This is a genomic window from Klebsiella sp. S69 (genome assembly GCF_016516145.1).
Classification (GTDB): Bacteria; Pseudomonadota; Gammaproteobacteria; order Enterobacterales; family Enterobacteriaceae; genus Klebsiella; species Klebsiella oxytoca.
This window is the reverse complement of the sequence record NZ_JACVUU010000017.1, coordinates 66603-84071: the sequence shown is the minus strand read 5'-3', so window position 1 is coordinate 84071 and position 17469 is coordinate 66603. Positions and strand designations below refer to the sequence as shown.

Sequence of the window (17469 nt, the reverse complement as noted above, 5' to 3'; positions counted from 1 at the left end):
TCGGTTCAGCAGAAAATACAAAGCCGGGAATCACTTCCCGGCTTTTTTAACGCTCCCAATCAGGCGGATTTCTTCTTACTTGCCGACTTACGCCGCTTATCCAGATCCTTAATCAGCTTATTCACCTGCTCATCGGCAAACATCGCCTCGAGCGTGGTGGAGAGCTTGCGACGCCAGTTTGGATACTCCGTGCTGGTGCCGGGAATATTGACCGGCTCGGCCATCTCCAGCCAATCTTCCGGCTGCAGGCCCAGCAGCGCGCTGTTGCTGTCGGCAATATAGCGCTGCATACCGCGATTCAGGGTTGAGGTCATCGCCATCAGCGACGCTTTATGCCCGGTACGCTTCGGCAGACAGCCGTAGCGGTGCAGAGCATCCAGCAGCCCCTGCTTCGCCAGCTCGCGATCCTGATAAAGTCCGCGCAGCACCACCTCATCCGGATACAGGCCAAGCGATTTCCCCAGCGTCAGGTCGCCGCTTTCCCAGTAGCCGCGCAGCGTTGGCAGGTCATGCGTCGTTGCCACAGCCATTGATTGCTCCGGATACGCCTTCGGCGCACGGAAAGTCTTCTCGTGGTCATTTTCGAAATAGAGCACTTTGTAAGAGTAAACGCCGCTTTTTCGCAGCTTACCGACGATCTCAACCGGTACGGTTCCCAGATCCTCGCCGATCACCATACAGCGGTGACGCTTACTCTCCAGCGCCAGAATCGACAACAGATCGTCTACCGGATACTGAACGTAAGCACCGTGATCGGCCGTCTCACCGTAAGGGATCCACCACAGACGCAGCACCGACATCACGTGATCGATGCGCAGCGCCCCGCAGTTTTGCATATTAGCGCGCAACAGCTCGACAAATGGCTCATAGGCGCGCGCCACCATGATATGCGGGTCCATCGGCGGCAGGCCCCAGTTCTGTCCCAGCGGACCCAGAATGTCCGGCGGCGCCCCGACGGAGGCTTTCAGACAGTACAGCTCGCGATCGCACCAGGTTTCCGCTCCGCCTTCCGCAACGCCGACCGCCAGATCGCGATACAGGCCGATCGGCATGGCATCGTTCTGGCTGGTATGCCAGCACTCGGCGAACTGGGTGTAAGCGAGCCATTGCAGCCACAGGTAAAAATTCACCTCGTCGGCATGCTCGGTACAGAATGCTTTAACCTCCGGGCTATCGGTATCCTGGTAAGCCTTCGGCCACGCGGGCCAGCCCCAGCGCATCGGATCCTGCTTAACCTGCCAGGCGTGCAGCGCGTCATACGCCGCCTGCCAGTACAGACTTTCGCCCTCACGGGTCACAAACTGACGGAACTCCGCCGTCGTCTCATCATTGCGCGCGGAAAAACCTTTCCAGGCCATGCGCAGCGCAGTGAGCTTAAGAGCGGTCACGGCGGTATAGTCAACGTCATCGGTCTGGCGCGCGGCCTGTAAGGCTTGCTGCGTGGCCGATGATTGCCACCATTTTTGCGCCTCTTTGCTGTGACGGAAATCGTCTACCGCGTTGATGTCGATATAGATAACGTTGAGCCAACGGCGTGAAGAGGGGCTGTACGGGCTGGCGCTCTCCGGGTTAGCCGGGTAGAGCGCGTGAATCGGGTTAAGCCCAATAAACGCGCCGCCGCGGCGAGCGATTTCCGGCAGCATAGCGCGTAAATCGCCGAAGTCGCCAATTCCCCAGTTCTTCTCCGAGCGCAGCGTATACAGCTGCACGCAGGTTCCCCACAGCTTCTTACCATCCTTCAGCGCCTGCGGTTCATAGCAGCGCGCGGGCGCGACGATAACCCGACAGTGGCTGCGCTCGCCGTCCTGAGTCAGCGTCAGCGTGTGATACCCTTCCGGCAATTTTGCCGGCAGCGGCAGGGTTTCTCCGCCGCGCGCCTGGCCCTGATACTGTTTCCCTTCTTCGGTGGTGAGGATCCAGTGAAACTCCCCCTGGCCCGCCACCGGCAGAGACATCTTTTTGCCATAGGTGAACACCTGCACCGCAGGCAGCGGATCAACCGTCGCCTTCACGGCAGTCGCTGTACGATGCATCGCATCAAGCAGCCGCTGCTTGGTCGCCGCAGCAATAGACTGCGGCTTACCGTGAGCATTGATGTAGCTTGGGCTTATCCCCGCCGCCAGGGCAGCGTTATCAAGGCGTTTACTCTCCATAGGCCTGTCCTTAGCGTTTTGCCTGCCAGATACGTTGCTGATAATCGCGAATCGAACGGTCGGAGCTGAACATGCCGCAGCGCGCGGTGTTCAGAATCGTTGCGCGCGTCCAGGCTTCCTGGTCGCGATACAGCTCATCAACCTGCTTCTGCGCCGCCACGTAGGCTTCAAAATCCGCCAGCACCAGGTACGGGTCGCCGCCTTTCAGCAGACTGTGCAACATCTGGTCGAAGGCATGCTTATCGCCATCGCTATATTTACCGCTCTCCAGCTCTTTCAGCACCGCATCCAGCAGCTTATCTTTCTTCCGCCACTTCAGCGGGTCGTAACCTTTGGCCTTCAGCGCTTTCACTTCTTCCACAGTATGACCGAAGATGAAGATGTTCTCTTCGCCCACCTGCTCAGCAATTTCAACGTTGGCGCCGTCGAGGGTTCCCACGGTCAGCGCGCCGTTCAGCGCCAGCTTCATATTGCCGGTACCGGAGGCCTCTTTGCCCGCCGTAGAGATCTGCTCGGAGACATCCGCCGCCGGGATCAGCATTTCCGCTGCCGAGACGCAGTAGTCCGGCAGGAATACGACTTTCAGCTTATCGCCTACCAGCGGATCGTTATTGATCGCTGCGGCAACTTTGTTGATCGCCCAGATAATATTCTTCGCCAGGTAGTAGCCCGGAGCCGCTTTCGCACCGAACAGGAACACGCGCGGTACGCGGTCGGCCTGCGGGTTCTCGCGGATTTCTTTGTACTGCGCGAGGATATTCAGCAGGTTGAGGTGCTGGCGTTTATATTCGTGCAGACGCTTAATCTGAATATCGAAAATCGCCTGCGGATTAATCTCGATACCGGTACGCCGCTTCACGAACTCCGCCAGACGAACCTTGTTGGCCAGCTTAATCTCACGATACGTCTGACGGAACGTCGCGTCATCAGCATATTTTTCGAGGTTGATCAGCTGGTCGAGATCGTTGGCCCACTCTTTCTTCAGCGTTTTATCCAGCAGCGCGGCCAGCGCCGGGTTACACTGCTTGATCCAACGACGCGGGGTAATGCCGTTGGTGACGTTATGGAATTTGTTCGGCCACAACTGGTGATATTCCGGGAACAGATCTTTCACCACCAGATCGGAGTGCAGCGCGGCAACGCCGTTAACCGCAAAGCCGCTGACCACGCACATGTTCGCCATACGAACCTGTTTGTCGTGCACAACCGCCAGCTTCGCCCAAACCTGCTTGTCGCCCGGCCAGGTTTTATCCACCAGCGTTTTAAAGCGGTCGTTAATCTGTTTGATGATCTGCATGTGGCGCGGCAGCAGCGCTTTTACCAGCTTCTCATCCCAGCACTCCAGCGCTTCCGGCATCAGGGTGTGGTTGGTGTAAGCAAAAGTTTTGCTGGTAATCGCCCAGGCGTCGTCCCAGCTCAGCTGATGCTCGTCAATCAGCACGCGCAGCAGCTCCGGAATCGCAATCGTCGGGTGAGTATCGTTCAGCTGAATAACTTCATAATCCGCCAGCTCTGCCAGCTTGCGACCTGCCATATGATGGCGACGCAGAATATCGGCAACCGAGCAGGCGCACTGGAAGTACTGCTGCATCAGACGCAGTTTTTTACCCGCCTGATGGTTATCGTTCGGGTAGAGGACTTTCGTCAGTTTTTCGGCGTCAATGCCCTGCTGTTCGGCACGCAGGAAATCGCCGTCGTTGAATTTAGTCAGGTTAAAAGGATGCGCGTGCTTAGCCTGCCACAGACGCAGCGGCTGAGCCACGTTGTTGCGGTAGCCCAGCACCGGCAGATCCCAGGCTTCGCCGGTAATCACGAATGCCGGAACCCACTCACCATTTTTAGTCACTTTACCGCCGAGGCCCACCTGTACGTCCAGCGCTTCATTGTGGCGGAACCACGGGTAGTTGCTACGTCCCCAGTCATCCGGCGCTTCCATCTGCTGCCCGTCAGCGAAAGACTGGCGGAACAGACCGTACTGATAGTTCAGGCCGTAGCCGGTGGCCGACTGACCCACGGTTGCCATTGAATCCAGGAAACATGCCGCCAGACGGCCGAGGCCACCGTTGCCCAGGCCCGGGTCGATTTCCTCTTCCAGCAGGTCGGTCAGGTTAACGTCATGCGCCTGTAGCTCATCGCTGACCTGCTGATACCAGCCAAGGTTGAGCAAATTGTTGCCGGTCAGGCGACCAATTAAAAACTCCATTGAGATGTAGTTTACGTGACGCTGCCCTGCGGCCGCTTTCGCTACCGGCTGAGCCGACAACAGCTCGGACAGCGCACCGCTTACGGCGCGCCACCATTGACGCTGGGTCATCTCGGAAGCGGACTGTAAACCAAAATGCTGCCACTGACGCGTCAGTGCAGCCTGAAACTGAGCTTTGTTAAAAGAAGTCTGTGACATAAGAAATCCGGGTCCTTTACTAAAACGTTAGCGTTAGTGTGCCGACCTCCCGGAGTCACGTCCTCATCCCGCCAGGGATTAGCCGGGGAGGAGTAGCAGGGATGAGCGAAAAGTGTGATCGTGGCCACTATTACGTTAGCTTACCGGCAAAATTATGCTGCAAAATTCGCCGCTGCGGAACCCGCAACCTGTCTCTCCTGGCGAACAAAACTTTGTTACAAGCCTGGCTGATAAAAAGGCCATAAAATGCCGTTTTGTAAATATGGCGAAATAAAAGTAAATATTCGCAGAATAAACGGACTTTAATGCAGAAATAACTCAAAAAGATGACTTATAAGAATAAGCCGATAATATTTTAATAAAAACAAACAACTACTTAGATTGTAAAAAAAGATTAGCCTGTGGTGCCTGAATTTCCCGCAAGCCCAGAAACCGCGCACGCTGCCCTCCTTTATATCAATTTCACTCGATGTCAAAATTTGTGACATAGAGCAAATTCAAGAGCATAAAACTCGGACATAACTTGCAATAAAATTCATTATGGCCGACCTTATTGGGTATTAATTACGAAGCGCAAAAAAATTCGCAATCCCTCCCTTGCACAGCGAAATGAAGAACTATGTTGATTCCGTCTAAATTAAGTCGTCCGGTCCGCCTTGAACACACTGTGGTTCGTGAGCGATTACTGGCGAAACTTTCCGGCGCGAACAATTATCGTCTCGCGTTGGTGACCAGCCCGGCTGGATACGGTAAAACCACGCTCGTTTCTCAATGGGCGGCGGGGAAAAATGACCTTGGCTGGTTCTCGCTGGATGAAGGTGATAACCAACAGGAGCGTTTTGCCAGCTATCTCATCGCCGCCGTTCAGCAGGCGACCGGCGGCCACTGTGCAGCCAGCGAGGCCATGGTGCAAAAGCGCCAGTACGCCAGCCTGCCTTCCCTCTTCGCTCAACTGTTTATCGAACTGGCCGACTGGCAGCGCCCGCTATTCCTGGTGATTGATGATTACCATCTAATCACCAACCCGGTTATTCATGATGCAATGCGCTTCTTCCTCCGTCACCAGCCGGAAAATATGACTCTGGTGGTGCTGTCGCGTAATCTACCGCAGCTGGGTATCGCCAACCTGCGCGTACGCGATCAGCTGCTGGAAATCGGCAGCCAGCAGCTCGCTTTTACCCATCAGGAGGCCAAGCAGTTTTTCGATTGTCGTCTCAGTTCGCCTATTGAGGCCGACGACAGCAAAAGGCTGTGCGACGATGTTGCCGGCTGGGCCACCGCGCTGCAGCTGATCGCACTCTCGGCGCGCCAGAACAACACTTCCGCGCAACACTCCGCCCGTCGTCTTGCCGGTATTAATGCCAGCCATCTTTCTGACTATCTGGTCGATGAGGTGCTGGATAACGTCGATCCGCGAACGCGTAATTTCCTGCTGAAAAGCTCGTTGCTGCGCTCAATGAACGATGCGCTCATCGTCCGCGTCACCGGCGAAGAGAATGGCCAGATGCAGCTGGAGGAGATTGAACGCCAGGGGCTATTCCTGCAACGGATGGACGATTCCGGCGAATGGTTCCGTTATCATCCGCTGTTTGGTAATTTTCTGCGCCAGCGCTGTCAGTGGGAGCTGGCGGTTGAGCTGCCGGAAATTCACCGCGCGGCGGCCGAGAGCTGGATGGCGCAGGGCTTCCCGACCGAGGCTATCCATCACGCCCTGGCGGCGGGCGACGCTAAAATGCTGCGCGATATTCTGCTCAATCACGCATGGGGCATGTTTAACCATAGCGAGCTGAGCTTGCTGGAACAGTCTCTCGCCGCGCTGCCGTGGTCAAACCTGCTGGAAAATCCGCGGTTAATTCTCCTGCAGGCCTGGCTGATGCAGAGCCAGCACCGCTATAGCGAAGTGAATACCCTGCTGGCCCGCGCCGAGCAGGAGATGGATACGGAAATGGACACCGCCATGCACGGCGATTTCAACGCCCTGCGTGCCCAGGTGGCGATCAACGCCGGCGATCAGGACGAAGCCGAGCGCCTGGCGATGGTGGCACTTGATGAGCTGCCGCTGGCCAGCTACTACAGCCGAATCGTGGCGACCTCGGTACACGGCGAAGTGCTGCACTGCAAAGGCCAGCTGAGTAAATCGCTGGCGGTCATGCAGCAGACGGAACAGATGGCCCGCCGCCATGACGTCTGGCACTACGCGCTATGGAGCATGATTCAGCAAAGCGAAATCCTGTTTGCGCAGGGTTTCCTGCAGGCCGCCTGGGAAATTCAGGAAAAAGCGTTCCAGCTCATTCGCGAACAGCATCTGGAGCAGTTGCCGATGCATGAGTTTTTGCTGCGTATTCGCTCCCAGCTGCTGTGGGCATGGGCGCGGCTGGATGAAGCGGAAACCTCCGCGCGCAACGGCATGAACGTGCTTTCGTCCTACCAACCGCAGCAACAGCTGCAGTGCCTGACGCTGATGGTGCAGTGCTCGCTGGCGCGCGGCGATCTGGATAACGCCCGCAGCCATCTGAATCGCCTGGAGAATCTGCTTGGCAACGGTCATTACCATAGCGACTGGGTATCCAATGCCGATAAAGTCCGGGTGATCTACTGGCAGATGGTCGGCGATAAAGCCGCCGCGGCAAACTGGCTGCGTCAGACGCCCAAACCGGAATTCGCTAACAACCACTTCCTGCAGAGCCAGTGGCGCAATATCGCCCGCGCGCAGATCCTGCTCGGTGATTTTGATTCCGCTGAAATGGTGCTGGAAGAGCTAAACGATAACGCCCGCTCGCTGCGTCTGATGAGCGATCTCAACCGCAACCTGCTGCTGCTCAACCAGCTCTACTGGCAGGCCGGGCGTAAAAGCGAAGCGCAGAAAGCGCTACTGGAAGCGCTCACCCTCGCCAACCGCACCGGGTTTATCAATCATTTTGTGATTGAAGGAGAAGCGATGGCGCAGCAGCTGCGCCAGCTGATTCAGCTCAATACCCTGCCGGAGCTCGAGCAGCACCGCGCCCAGCGTATTCTGCGCGATATTAACCAGCATCATCGCCACAAATTCGCCCACTTTGACGAGAGCTTCGTCGAGCGGCTGCTGAACCACCCGGAAGTGCCAGAGCTCATCCGCACCAGCCCGCTAACCCAGCGCGAATGGCAGGTACTGGGACTTATCTATTCCGGCTACAGCAATGAGCAGATTGCCGGCGAGCTGGACGTTGCCGCCACCACGATTAAAACGCATATTCGCAATTTGTATCAAAAGCTGGGCGTCGCGCACCGCCAGGATGCCGTTCAGCATGCCCAGCAGTTGCTTAAAATGATGGGATATGGAGTCTAATTCCTGCGCGATCTGTGGAAAACTATTCTGTTTTACCTAAAACGCTAACGCATTGTTATGTCATTAAAAAAGGCCATCGAAACGATCCCCTCGCCCCTTCGGGGAGAGGGTCAGGGGAAGAACATGCGCAAAACAGCCCTCATTCCGGCCTTTTCCCGAAACAGAAGAGAATCACCACTTTACGTTTCCGGCGATACCGCAAAGTTTAATCGCGAACCTGAATAAGATAGCCAATATCACTCGGTTCACAGGTAAATCGGATCGGCAGAAACCGCTCAACCACCGCGATATTGGTCAGCAAATGCGCCGATACTTCCGCGACGGTAAACGCACCTTCGCCCGCCAGCGCCAGCGGTAATATCAGCTGGTCGGCCAGATATTCCCCCACAGCCGCTTTGCTTGCCAGATAGCGTTTGACCTGCGAAGCAAGCTGGTGCGCAACCTTTTCAGCACTCACGCCTTTGGAGCCAAAAGCCATAAACAGCTCCGTAAGATGTTCGCACTCCACGGTCAGCGACAGCGTATTTCCCGGCCCGGCGCCGCCCTCCAGCACGCGAATTTTTTTATCTGCCAGCGGCAGCCAGGCCTCCAGCGCTATCACTTCGCGCTCGCCAACGTGGTAAGGAACCGCCGCCAGCAGCGCTTCTGCGGTGAGGCAATTCGTTTCACCACGCGAAAGCAGCTGTAGCCCGCTGAGTGACGCACTCGGCGCCACTTCCGTTAGCGCGGCGCCGCCCCCGGCCGGATAGAAGCCATGCTTGATCAAAGCCGTACGCTGGTTTATACCCATCTTCGCCAGCAGCGGCTCCCAGACGCGGCAAATGAAATCCGCGCTCGGGGCCGCCTGATTATGCGTGCCGCCGCTGACTTCGATGCGGGCCGGGCTATCGGCAAACCAGAGCGCCGGTAACACCGTTTGCAGCACCAGCATGCAGCTGCCCGCGCTGCCGATGGCAAATTTATACGCTCCGCCGCGAATCGGCCCAGGGACAAAACGCAGCCGCTGCGAGCCCAGCTCATCGCCGCTCAGCTGAGCGCTACAGATCTCGGCCGCCGCCCGTACCGCCGTGAGATGCTGGCGCAGCAGGCCCGGTTTAGCGCGACCGGCGCGGATGCCGATAATCTCAAACGGCTGGCCGGTTATCATCGACAGGCTCAGCGCCGAGCGCAAAATCTGCCCGCCGCCTTCTCCCTGCGCGCCGTCCAGCGTAATCATCCTTTTCATTACATTATCCTTTCACGCATACCACCTGACGCAGGGTATGCACAATTTCCACCAGATCGGACTGCGCGGCCATCACCGCGTCAATGTCCTTATAGGCCATCGGGATCTCGTCGATGACGTTTGCATCTTTACGGCATTCTACATGTGCGGTGGCGCGAATCTGATCCTCTACGCTAAACAGCTTTTTCGCTTTGGTACGGCTCATCACGCGTCCGGCGCCGTGGCTGCATGAACAGAACGACTCGGGGTTACCGAGTCCGCGAACAATAAAGCTTTTCGCGCCCATCGATCCCGGAATAATCCCGTACTGACCGCGCCGGGCGGATACCGCCCCCTTACGGGTAACGTAAATCTCCTTCCCAAAATGCTGCTCTTTTTGCACATAGTTATGGTGGCAGTTAATCGCCTCGCTCACCAGCGTAAAGGGTTTGTCGATGGTTTTACGCAGCGCCAGCAGCACGTTTTCCAGCATCGCTTCACGGTTGGCGCGCGCATAATCCTGGGCCCAGCTCACCGCCCGAACGTAATCCACGAAATGCTCGCTGCCTTCAGAGAAATAAGCCAGATCGCGCGAGGGCAAGTTCGCAATATGCTGCTCCATATCTTTTTGCGCCATTTCAATAAAATAGGTGCCTATGGCGTTACCAATTCCGCGTGAACCGGAGTGCAACATCACCCAAACCTGCTGCGCCTCATCGAGGCAAATTTCAATAAAGTGGTTACCGGTTCCCAGCGTTCCCAGGTGCTTGTAGTTATTGGTGTTAAGGAAGCGCGGATATGTACTGGTTAGCCATTGAAACTCCGCATGCAGCGTTGACCAGTGCGCGTCAACGTTAGCCGGTGGATTTTCCCATGCCCCCGCGTCACGACGGCCCCGCCCGGTCGTCCGTCCGTGCGGCACGGCGGCTTCAATCGCAATACGCAATTCAGCAAGGTTATCCGGAAGATCCGCCGCCGTTAAGCTGGTGCGCAGCGCATTCATTCCGCAGCCGATATCCACGCCAACCGCAGCCGGAATAATCGCACCGAGAGTGGGGATCACGCTTCCGATTGTCGATCCTTTACCAAGGTGCACATCGGGCATAACGGCAACATGGTTGAAAATAAACGGCATCTTTGCCGTGTTAATCAACTGCTGGCGCGCTTCGTCTTCCACGGGTACGCCCTTGGTCCACATTTTCACCGGGGCGTTCTGGGTGGCCATCAATTCATAATTCATTGTCTTTTCTGATTTTATTAATAGGGCGGCGACAAGTTGTGAAGCATCTTAACGCCGGCTGAACCGGAGCCGCATCATGAGAACTTGCCGGCGCGTCATAACGGCGGAACGGAACAGAAGTAGATTAGCCATCTGAGCTCCTGGTTCCGTTATTCTCCATGACAGTGTCTTTGCAACCTGCGTGCCAGATTATAAAAATAAAATTATTTGTTTGATTTTTATGGTTTATTTATTTTTACCCGCGCTTCATTCAAAAAGACACTGCGTGCGGGAAGCGAAAGTACGATAATTAAATATCGTCTTTTATAAGGAAATCTAAGATGCGCAAAACGGTAGCCTTTGGTTTTGTCGGTACGGTACTGGATTACGTTGGCCGCGGCAGCCAGCGCTGGGAGAAATGGCGGCCAACCTTATGCCTGTGTCAGCAGGAAACACTGGTTGTTCATCGCCTTGAGCTGCTTTACGACGCCCGTTCGCGCGGCTTGTTTGAGACCTTAAAGCAGGATATCGCCAGCGTATCGCCGGAAACGGAGGTCGTCGGCGTTGAGATGGCCATCCGCAATCCATGGGATTTCGAGGAGGTTTACGCCTGCCTGCACGATTTTGCCCGCAGCCACCGGTTCCATCCCGAAGATGAAGACTATCTGATACACATCACCACCGGCACTCACGTGGCGCAGATCTGCTGGTTCCTGCTGGCTGAAGCGCGCTATCTCCCGGCGCGACTGGCGCAAACCTCCCCGCCGCGGAAAAAAGACAAGCCCCATACCCCGGGCGGCGTGACGATCATTGACCTCGACCTCAGCCGCTATAACGCTATCGCCAGCCGCTTCGCCCAGGAACGGGAAGAGACGCTTAACTTTTTGAAATCCGGTATCGCGACCCGTAACCCGCGCTTCAACCGCACGATCGAGAATATTGAGCGCGTCGCTATCCGCTCCCGTTCGCCGATTCTGCTGAACGGCCCCACCGGCGCAGGTAAATCATTTCTTGCCCGCCGCATTTATGAGTTAAAGCTGGCGCGCCATCAGTTTAACGGTCCGCTCGTCGAGGTGAACTGCGCCACCCTGCGCGGTGATACCGCAATGTCGACGCTGTTTGGCCATGTCAAAGGCGCTTTTACCGGCGCAAGGGAAGAACGGGCTGGCCTGCTGCGCAGCGCTAACGGTGGGATGCTTTTCCTGGATGAGATTGGCGAACTGGGAGCAGATGAACAAGCGATGCTGTTGAAGGCCATTGAGGAAAAACGCTTCTATCCTTTCGGCAGCGACCAGCAGGTCAGCAGCGATTTTCAGCTCATCGCCGGCACCGTGCGCGATTTGCGCCAGCGGGTTGCGCAGGGCCAGTTCCGCGAAGATCTCTACGCACGTATTAATTTGTGGACCTTTGAACTGCCCGGTCTGCGTCAGCGCCAGGAAGATATCGAACCCAATCTCGAGTATGAAATGGAGCGTCACGCCGCGCTAACCGGCGACAGCGTGCGCTTTAATACCGAAGCGCGCCGCGCGTGGCTGACGTTCGCCACCTCGCCCCAGGCGGCGTGGAGCGGCAACTTCCGCGAACTCTCCGCCAGCGTGACCCGCATGGCGACCCTGGCGGAAAACGGTCGCATCACGGTAAGCACGGTGGAGGATGAGATTGAACGGCTGCGCTACAGCTGGAACGATCGCCGCCCCTCAGCGCTCGACGCGCTACTGGGGGCGGAGGTGGAAAATCTTGACCTCTTTGACCGCCTGCATCTACAAAACGTCATTGCCGTATGCCAGCAGGCAACAACGATTTCCGATGCCGGACGCCAGCTCTTTAACGTTTCACGCCTCGGCAAAGCAACGGTCAACGACGCGGATCGGCTGCGCAAGTATCTGGCGCGCTTTGGCCTGAACTGGGAAATGCTAAAGGATCAGCACAGCTCCAGCTGAAGGTTGTTATCGGTAATCACCTTCAGTACTCCTGCGGGCGGCATCACATCGGTATAGACCGCATCAACCATGCTGATGCTGCCCATATTCACCATCGCATTGCGGCCGAATTTGGAATGATCAACCACCAGCATTACGTGGCGGGAGTTTTCAATAATCGCCCGTTTGGTGCGCACTTCGTGGTAGTCAAACTCCAGCAGCGAGCCATCGCTGTCGATGCCGCTGATGCCAAGAATGCCAAAATCGAGTCGGAACTGAGAGATAAAGTCGAGCGTGGCCTCACCGATAATACCGCCATCCCGGCTGCGCAGCTCGCCGCCGGCCAGAATGATGCGGAAATCCTCTTTCACCATAAGCGTATTGGCGACGTTGAGATTATTGGTGACGATGCGCAAATCGTTATGGTTAAGCAACGCATGGGCCACCGCTTCCGGCGTGGTGCCGATATCGATAAACAGCGTCGCGCCATCGGGAATTTCGCTCGCGACCTTACGGGCGATGCGCTCTTTTTCCTGGGTCTGGGTCGACTTCCTGTCGTGCCAGGAAGTATTCACCGAACTGGAAGGTAGCGCAGCGCCGCCGTGGTGGCGCAGAATCATTTTCTGATCGGCTAAATCATTCAGGTCGCGGCGAATGGTCTGCGGGCTGACGGCAAACTGTTCGACCAGTTCTTCGGTACTGACGTATCCCTGTTTTTTTACCAGCTCGATAATCGCGTCATGACGTTGTGTTTGTTTCATGAAATATCCCTGGGAATCTCTACGTTCGTTTTCGCACATTCTGCGTATCAACAAACGCCATCGCCAGCCCGGTCACCAGACCAGCCACGTGCGCACCGTTCGCAATCGACATGCCGAAAACATCAAACCATCCAGCAACTAACCATACTAAGGAGAAGAGTATCAAGCCGCGCTGTAAATAAACGCCGCTCTGCGGATCGCGTTCGCCTCGCAGCCAGACATAGCCCATCAGCGCATAGACCACGCCGGACAGACCGCCAAACCACGGGCCGCTAAACTGATGCTGTACAAAGCCGCTCAGTAAGGCGCCGATCGCGGTAATCACCACCAGCTTGCCGCTGCCGATTCGCTTTTCTACCGCCCCGCCGAGGTACCACCACCATAGCAGGTTGAACAGAATATGCATCAGCGAGAAGTGCATAAGGGCATGGCTAAAGTAGCGCCAGACTTCAAATTTCAGCGAAGGATCGTAGGGCCAGGCCAGCAGCATCATGACCGGTTGATCGCCAATGACCGATTGCAGGACAAAGACGGCGATGCAGGCGAAGAGAACGCTCCAGGTAACCGGCCCGGCGTTGTGGCGAAGCGTCGCTAAAAAAGGGAATCGCTGGTAGTGCAGCCCGCTATTGGTGTGCCCCGACTGCCAGCTGGCGGCCAGATAGCGCGGATCGGCTGGATTTTCAAGAAATCGGGCCAGTTCGGCCTGCACGCGCGCGGCCTGGCTCTCGTCAGCCAGCCAGATATCGCTCTGCGTATGCTGCTGAATAGTCAAAATAATTCCCTGCGTCGCCATATAGTCGACAAACGCCTGGGCCACGCGCGGGTTGGCAAAAGAGGTAATCATTAACATGCAGCGGTTCGCTTATTCCACACAAAGGGGGATATTATAGCCACAACCTGCGCTAACGCCTAAACTGCGCCATGCGCGACTTCCGCCGGAAAATGCCGGTGCCAGGCATCAAACCCGCCGTCTACGCTGTACACCTTGTCATAACCCTGCTGCAGCAGATACTGCGCAGCGCCCTTGCTGCTATTGCCGTGATAGCACATCACCATGACCGCCGTATCAAAGTCGTTGTCGCGCATAAACGCGCCCAGCGTATCGTTGGTCAGATGAAACGCACCCGGCGTATGGCCCATCGCGAAGCTTTGCGGGTCGCGGATATCCACCAGCACCGCCGTCTGCTGATGCATTTTCTGGTGGGCTTCTTCTACGTTAATACATTCAAAGTGATCCATAAGCTCTCTTTTTTTCTACAGGCAGGCGACGAAAAGCCCCGAATTTTAGCGCCTAGTGTACAGCCTGGCGCGAAATAAACGCCAATATGTTACATGCATCACTCTGAAATGTTTTTTTGATGTTACCAATAGCGCGATTGTTTGCTATATTGAGCGATATCGAACATTTGTGAGCTTAAACGAAAGTGTAAGAGGTAGCAGAGTGGAAACCAAAGATCTGATTGTGATAGGGGGAGGCATCAACGGTGCCGGTATCGCGGCAGACGCCGCAGGGCGTGGTTTATCCGTGCTGATGCTGGAGGCGCGCGATCTGGCCTGCGCGACATCCAGCGCCAGCTCAAAGCTGATTCACGGCGGGCTGCGCTACCTCGAACACTATGAATTCCGCCTGGTGAGCGAAGCGCTGGCCGAGCGTGAAGTGTTATTAAAAATGGCCCCGCATATCGCCTTCCCGATGCGTTTTCGCTTACCGCATCGCCCGCACCTGCGTCCGGCGTGGATGATCCGCATTGGCCTGTTTATGTACGACCATCTCGGTAAGCGCACCAGCCTGCCTGGATCAACCGGTTTGCGTTTTGGTACAGAATCAGTACTTAAACCTGAAATCGTGCGCGGTTTCGAATATTCCGACTGCTGGGTCGACGATGCGCGCATGGTGCTGGCCAATGCCCAGATGGTTGTGCGTAAAGGCGGGGAAGTGCGCACGCGCACCCGCGCCATCTCGGCAAAACGTGAAAACGGTTTGTGGATTGTCGAAGCGGAAGATATTGATAGCGGTGAAAAGTTCACCTGGCAGGCGCGCGGTCTGGTTAACGCGACCGGCCCGTGGGTCAAACAGTTCTTCGACGAGGGGATGCACCTGCGTTCTCCGTACGGTATCCGCTTGATTAAAGGCAGTCATATCGTCGTACCGCGCGTACATACGCAGAAGCAGGCCTATATCCTGCAAAATGAAGATAAACGCATTGTCTTTGTGATCCCGTGGATGGACGAGTTCTCCATCATCGGCACCACCGACGTCGAATATAAAGGCGATCCAAAAGCGGTGGCGATCGATGACAAAGAGGTTAACTATCTGCTGAACGTCTATAACGCTCACTTTAAAAAACAACTCACGCGGGACGATATTGTCTGGACCTACTCGGGCGTGCGCCCGCTGTGCGATGATGAATCTGATTCACCGCAGGCGATCACCCGCGACTACACCCTCGATATTCATGATGAGAACGGCCAGGCGCCGCTGCTATCGGTCTTCGGCGGTAAGCTCACCACCTACCGTAAGCTGGCCGAACACGCGCTGGAGAAACTGACGCCTTACTACAAAGGCATTGGCCCGGCATGGACCAAAACCGCGGTGCTGCCCGGCGGCGATATCGGCGGCGACCGTGATGACTATGCGGCTAAGCTGCGCCGCCGCTTCCCGTTTATCAGTGAATCGATGGCCCGCCATTACGCCCGCACCTACGGCAGCAACAGCGAGTTGATCCTTGATAAGGCGACCTCGCTGGACGATCTGGGCGAACATTTCGGTCATGAGTTTTTTGAAGCCGAACTGCGCTATCTGGTTGAACATGAATGGGTTCGTTCACTGGATGACGCTATCTGGCGGCGGACCAAGCAGGGCATGTGGCTCACGGAGGAACAGCAGGCGCGCATTAGCGAATGGCTGGCGCAGCACGCGGGAAAGTCTGAGCTGTCGCTGGCGTCGTAATGAAATCAGAGGGCGCTTTAGCCCTCTCTGATTGCTCATAAGGTGCACAGGCTTGCCCGGCGGCGGCGCCTGCGACCAGAATGCAACAACCCGCGTTTGTGGTTTCTACAGGCCGGATTCAGCGTTCGCTGGCGTCCGGCAAAGTGCGCGCTTCCTGTTCAATACCTTCCAGAACAGGCAGATTTAATAGCCGATTTTGGTACATGCGGGCATGTCGTTAGTTATGCGATAGCGCTCCACGCTTAATTTCTGAATAAAAAACGACTTTGCCTGCGCTTCGCTATTCCAGAGGGTTTTTCCCGTCTTACACCAACTTTTATGTGCAGAATCCAGGGATTGAACCACGCTCCCCAGGCCTAACGCTGCTTCAAAATGAGCGCGCTCATCGTGTTCCGCCAGCGCAAAATCAGCATAAAAAAGATCGAGGTCGAGATTAGTGGCTATTTTGATTTCGCGTGCGGAAATGGGGAAGAAGACCGGCAGCCAGCTCCAAATGCCGGATTGCTCTGGTATGGCGGCGTAGTCAGAGAAATGGCTTACGACACGATCGTCGCAGGCGGTTAGCGCGGCGACGAAGATTAACGCGATGGCCCCTCTTTTCACACCGACAACCGACGTCTTTCAAACGGACAATACTGAAAGCGCGCGTTGGCGGCGCTGAGGCGGATAAAAACGTCTCGTGGCAAATGAAAGCCGGGCCTGGTACAGCCCTCCTCGCAGTTCGTACAGCTTTTGTCGTCGCAGCGTTTAGCCTGATAATAGCGAGCATATAGCATCAGCTCCGCCTGCTTTTTTCTGAACAGCCGCAGACTATTGTCATTGTGATATTTCAACGCATCTTTAAAAACCTGCAGAATGAAAACATCCGCCACGCTGGCGTACTCTCTGAGCCCCCGCTTTGCGATAACGCTCCGCTGGTGATGAAAACCCAGCGCGGAGAACGCCACCGTGAAATCATCGTGAGTATCGATGTCGCAGGCGTAAATCGGGACTCTGTCGATATAAGGATCGAAATCCAGCTCCGCGCCGCAGACGCTCATACGGCCAATCGTCCCTGGGTCCAGAGAAAAACCCGGCCAGATGCCGCTGGATGTTAAACCAATCCCTACCATGACATCGTATGCCCGCAGCTCTTCCAGACCCGGTGCGCCCACGAATTTTTCGGCCTGATCCAAAGCCTGATTAATCAGCTCCGCCACGATGCCTCTATGCCAGGCAGTGGATTCACGCCGCGCGATACAAATATCAGCGCCGCTGGCAGGATCGACGCCCGTCAGCTGCACGTACAATTTAATGTCTTCCATGGCGTTCATTTATTCCGTTACCGGATAGAGCGGTAGATAGCCCAGACTCTGCGCCAGAGTCTGGCCCTGCGGGCTGATAAACCACTCCACCAGGGTTTGCGTTTGCACCACGGGGGTTATCATTAACTGCACTTCTTTCTCCTGCGCCAGGGCTTTTGGCTTGAACGGATCGCCAGGCCAATTATCGTCGCCACAATCAGCAACGGATAAGAAAAACCTAAATAAGGGATTGC

13 protein-coding genes are annotated in these 17469 nt (G+C 56.0%); 3 read left to right on the top strand and 10 right to left on the bottom strand.

What is annotated here, in order from left to right; translation table 11 throughout:
- Positions 1 to 59: 59 nt before the first annotated feature.
- Positions 60 to 2153, bottom strand: a complete 2094-nt coding sequence (gene malQ, locus IAE27_RS17225) for a 4-alpha-glucanotransferase (RefSeq protein ID WP_070555772.1) — start codon at positions 2151 to 2153, stop codon at positions 60 to 62.
- 10 nt (positions 2154 to 2163) lie between these two features.
- The gene (gene malP / locus IAE27_RS17220; RefSeq protein WP_070555774.1) at positions 2164 to 4554 is read right to left on the bottom strand and encodes a maltodextrin phosphorylase; all 2391 of its coding nucleotides are present in this window, start codon (positions 4552 to 4554) and stop codon (positions 2164 to 2166) included.
- Between the two features lie 619 nt (positions 4555 to 5173).
- Between malP and malT the strand changes: the two genes are divergently transcribed.
- A complete protein-coding gene (malT, locus tag IAE27_RS17215) occupies positions 5174 to 7879 on the top strand; it encodes an HTH-type transcriptional regulator MalT (protein WP_016810016.1) in 2706 nt (901 codons plus the stop codon).
- Between the two features lie 205 nt (positions 7880 to 8084).
- Here the strand turns inward: malT and rtcA are convergent, their stop codons facing one another.
- Both rtcA and IAE27_RS17205 read right to left on the bottom strand, forming a co-directional pair.
- Positions 8085 to 9104, bottom strand: coding sequence for an RNA 3'-terminal phosphate cyclase (gene rtcA, locus IAE27_RS17210; protein WP_154022570.1), 1020 nt, complete (start codon positions 9102 to 9104; stop codon positions 8085 to 8087).
- Positions 9105 to 9108: 4 nt separating this feature from the next.
- Positions 9109 to 10323, bottom strand: a complete 1215-nt coding sequence (locus IAE27_RS17205; RefSeq protein WP_200092729.1) for an RtcB family protein — start codon at positions 10321 to 10323, stop codon at positions 9109 to 9111.
- Positions 10324 to 10643: 320 nt separating this feature from the next.
- Between IAE27_RS17205 and rtcR the strand changes: the two genes are divergently transcribed.
- Complete coding sequence (gene rtcR, locus IAE27_RS17200) at positions 10644 to 12242, top strand: RNA repair transcriptional activator RtcR (RefSeq protein ID WP_135800617.1); 1599 nt, start codon at positions 10644 to 10646, stop codon at positions 12240 to 12242.
- Here the strand turns inward: rtcR and IAE27_RS17195 are convergent.
- The 3 genes from IAE27_RS17195 to glpE are packed head-to-tail and all read right to left on the bottom strand — an operon-like array spanning position 12224 to position 14221.
- A complete protein-coding gene (locus tag IAE27_RS17195) occupies positions 12224 to 12982 on the bottom strand; it encodes a DeoR/GlpR family transcriptional regulator (RefSeq protein WP_004106478.1) in 759 nt (252 codons plus the stop codon). The genes rtcR and IAE27_RS17195 overlap by 19 nt on opposite strands.
- 19 nt (positions 12983 to 13001) lie before the next feature.
- Positions 13002 to 13832, bottom strand: a complete 831-nt coding sequence (gene glpG / locus IAE27_RS17190; protein WP_004116008.1) for a rhomboid family intramembrane serine protease GlpG — start codon at positions 13830 to 13832, stop codon at positions 13002 to 13004.
- A gap of 59 nt (positions 13833 to 13891) precedes the next feature.
- Positions 13892 to 14221: a thiosulfate sulfurtransferase GlpE gene (gene glpE / locus IAE27_RS17185; protein ID WP_004106481.1), complete on the bottom strand. Its 330-nt coding sequence runs from the start codon at positions 14219 to 14221 to the stop codon at positions 13892 to 13894.
- 202 nt (positions 14222 to 14423) lie between these two features.
- On the opposite strand from glpE, the gene glpD reads away from it, so the two are divergent.
- Positions 14424 to 15932, top strand: a complete 1509-nt coding sequence (gene glpD, locus IAE27_RS17180; RefSeq protein ID WP_023321714.1) for a glycerol-3-phosphate dehydrogenase — start codon at positions 14424 to 14426, stop codon at positions 15930 to 15932.
- 183 nt (positions 15933 to 16115) lie between these two features.
- Here glpD and IAE27_RS17175 read toward each other — a convergent pair whose 3' ends face one another.
- Genes IAE27_RS17175 through IAE27_RS17165 form a run of 3 tightly spaced genes read right to left on the bottom strand, consistent with a single transcriptional unit; the run spans position 16116 to position 17359 of the window.
- Positions 16116 to 16535, bottom strand: a complete 420-nt coding sequence (locus IAE27_RS17175) for a hypothetical protein (RefSeq protein ID WP_017145307.1) — start codon at positions 16533 to 16535, stop codon at positions 16116 to 16118.
- Positions 16532 to 17236 carry a hypothetical protein gene (locus tag IAE27_RS17170; RefSeq protein WP_108705059.1) on the bottom strand — a complete coding sequence of 235 codons (705 nt, stop codon included), beginning with the start codon at positions 17234 to 17236 and terminating at the stop codon, positions 16532 to 16534. Before IAE27_RS17170 ends, IAE27_RS17175 begins: the two co-directional genes overlap by 4 nt.
- A gap of 9 nt (positions 17237 to 17245) precedes the next feature.
- The gene (locus tag IAE27_RS17165) at positions 17246 to 17359 is read right to left on the bottom strand and encodes a periplasmic phosphate-binding protein (RefSeq protein ID WP_073970760.1); all 114 of its coding nucleotides are present in this window, start codon (positions 17357 to 17359) and stop codon (positions 17246 to 17248) included.
- Positions 17360 to 17469: the final 110 nt, after the last annotated feature.